Source organism: uncultured Campylobacter sp. (genome assembly GCF_938040115.1).
GTDB lineage: Bacteria > Campylobacterota > Campylobacteria > Campylobacterales > Campylobacteraceae > Campylobacter_A.
Window position 1 is genome coordinate 1 of sequence record NZ_CALHXD010000196.1, and the last position, 1,398, is coordinate 1,398.

1 protein-coding gene and 1 pseudogene are annotated in these 1,398 nt (G+C 47.8%); one reads left to right on the forward strand and one right to left on the reverse strand.

The window, feature by feature from the left end; translation table 11 throughout:
* Positions 1–250 (reverse strand): annotated as a pseudogene (locus tag Q0314_RS06795) (thiol:disulfide interchange protein); the annotation flags it as partial.
* Between the two features lie 234 nt (positions 251–484).
* Between Q0314_RS06795 and Q0314_RS06800 the strand changes: the two are divergent.
* Positions 485–1,398, forward strand: a 914-nt coding sequence (locus tag Q0314_RS06800) for an aryl-sulfate sulfotransferase (RefSeq protein WP_298057722.1), incomplete at its 3' end; no start/stop codon positions are given.

The window sequence follows — 1,398 nt, forward strand, 5'->3', positions numbered from 1 at the left end:
TGGTTTTTAGATGAAACGGCACGTATTTTAGCCCCGCGACCTTTTCTACGACCTTTGGCGTGACGGTTTTATCGTATTTGTAGCAAAACGGGCATGCATAGCTAAAGACCTTAACTAGCGTGTTTTGCTCCACGGATAGCGGCTTTTCTAGCTTGACGTAGTCCTCGCCCTCGGTAAACGCGGCAGCGCTTATGGCGCCAAACATCGCTACGGCTAAAAAGCCTTTGCTAAATTTAGAAAATAGGTTCATGGAATGCTCCTTAAAATGATTTTGTTTGCGTTAATTTTATATTCTCTCGCCGCCGCAAAACTCACGCTAAGATAAATTTTAGATTAAATTTATAGAATTTCGACTAAATTTTGGCACAAAAGCCAAAATTTGAAATTATTTTTTACAATTAAGCAAGTTTTAATAAACGCGTGATTTCTACGTTAGCGAGGTTGATTAAAATTACGATATCAAACCAATTCAAAGGAGAATAAGATGAAGCGAACTCTTTCCTCATTTGCGCTAGCTGTGGCGCTTTTAGGCGGTCTAAGCACGGACGCGATGGCTATCGGCGGACCTAGCGGCGCACACATCGACTACGGCATCCCGGGCAAGATCGGCGAAGTAGTCGTAAACCCATACGACATCGCGCCTCTAACGGCGGTGATCAAAAACGGCGGCTACACGCTAGCAAACGCGAAAGTCACTATCGTACCAAAGCCGGGTGGTCAGGTTATCAGCTATAAAGTCGCCGATAAACACCTTCGCACGCACGGCGGAATCCCTGTTTTTGGACTTTACCCTGACTATCAAAACACCGTCGAGGTCGAGTACGATAAAATTTACAAGGGTCAAACCGAACGCGTAAAAGAAACCTATAAAATTTACGCTCCCGCGATCTACTTGGAGAGCTCTGGCATGCCGTCTCAAAAGGGCGCGCTGTTTGATAAAATCGAAGTCGTAAAGGCTCCGAGCGCCAAATTTGCAAACCGCCTCTACTACGTAAATAACTTCGTAAATAAAACCGGCAAAGGCACCAAAGTCGTGTGGAACAACCCTGCAGGCGGCGCGATCGAGTGGAACTACAGCCCGAACAACTTCATCCTAGACACCAAAGGCGAAGTGCGCTGGTATCTGGAGCCGAGTAAAATTTACGATCTCAAGCAGCCTTTTTCTGCGGGCGTCATGATGGGCTTTAAGCAAAACGACGACGGCGCGATGACGTGGGGCTATGGGCAGCGATACGCCAAATACGACATAATGGGCCGCGAAATCTTTAACCGCGAGCTACCTGCGGGTTACAACGACTTCTCGCACTCCATGGACGTAGCGCAAAACGGCCACTATTTCCTACGCGCGGCAAACGCCAACTATAAGCGCGCCGACGGTAAAAACGTCCGCACCGTGCG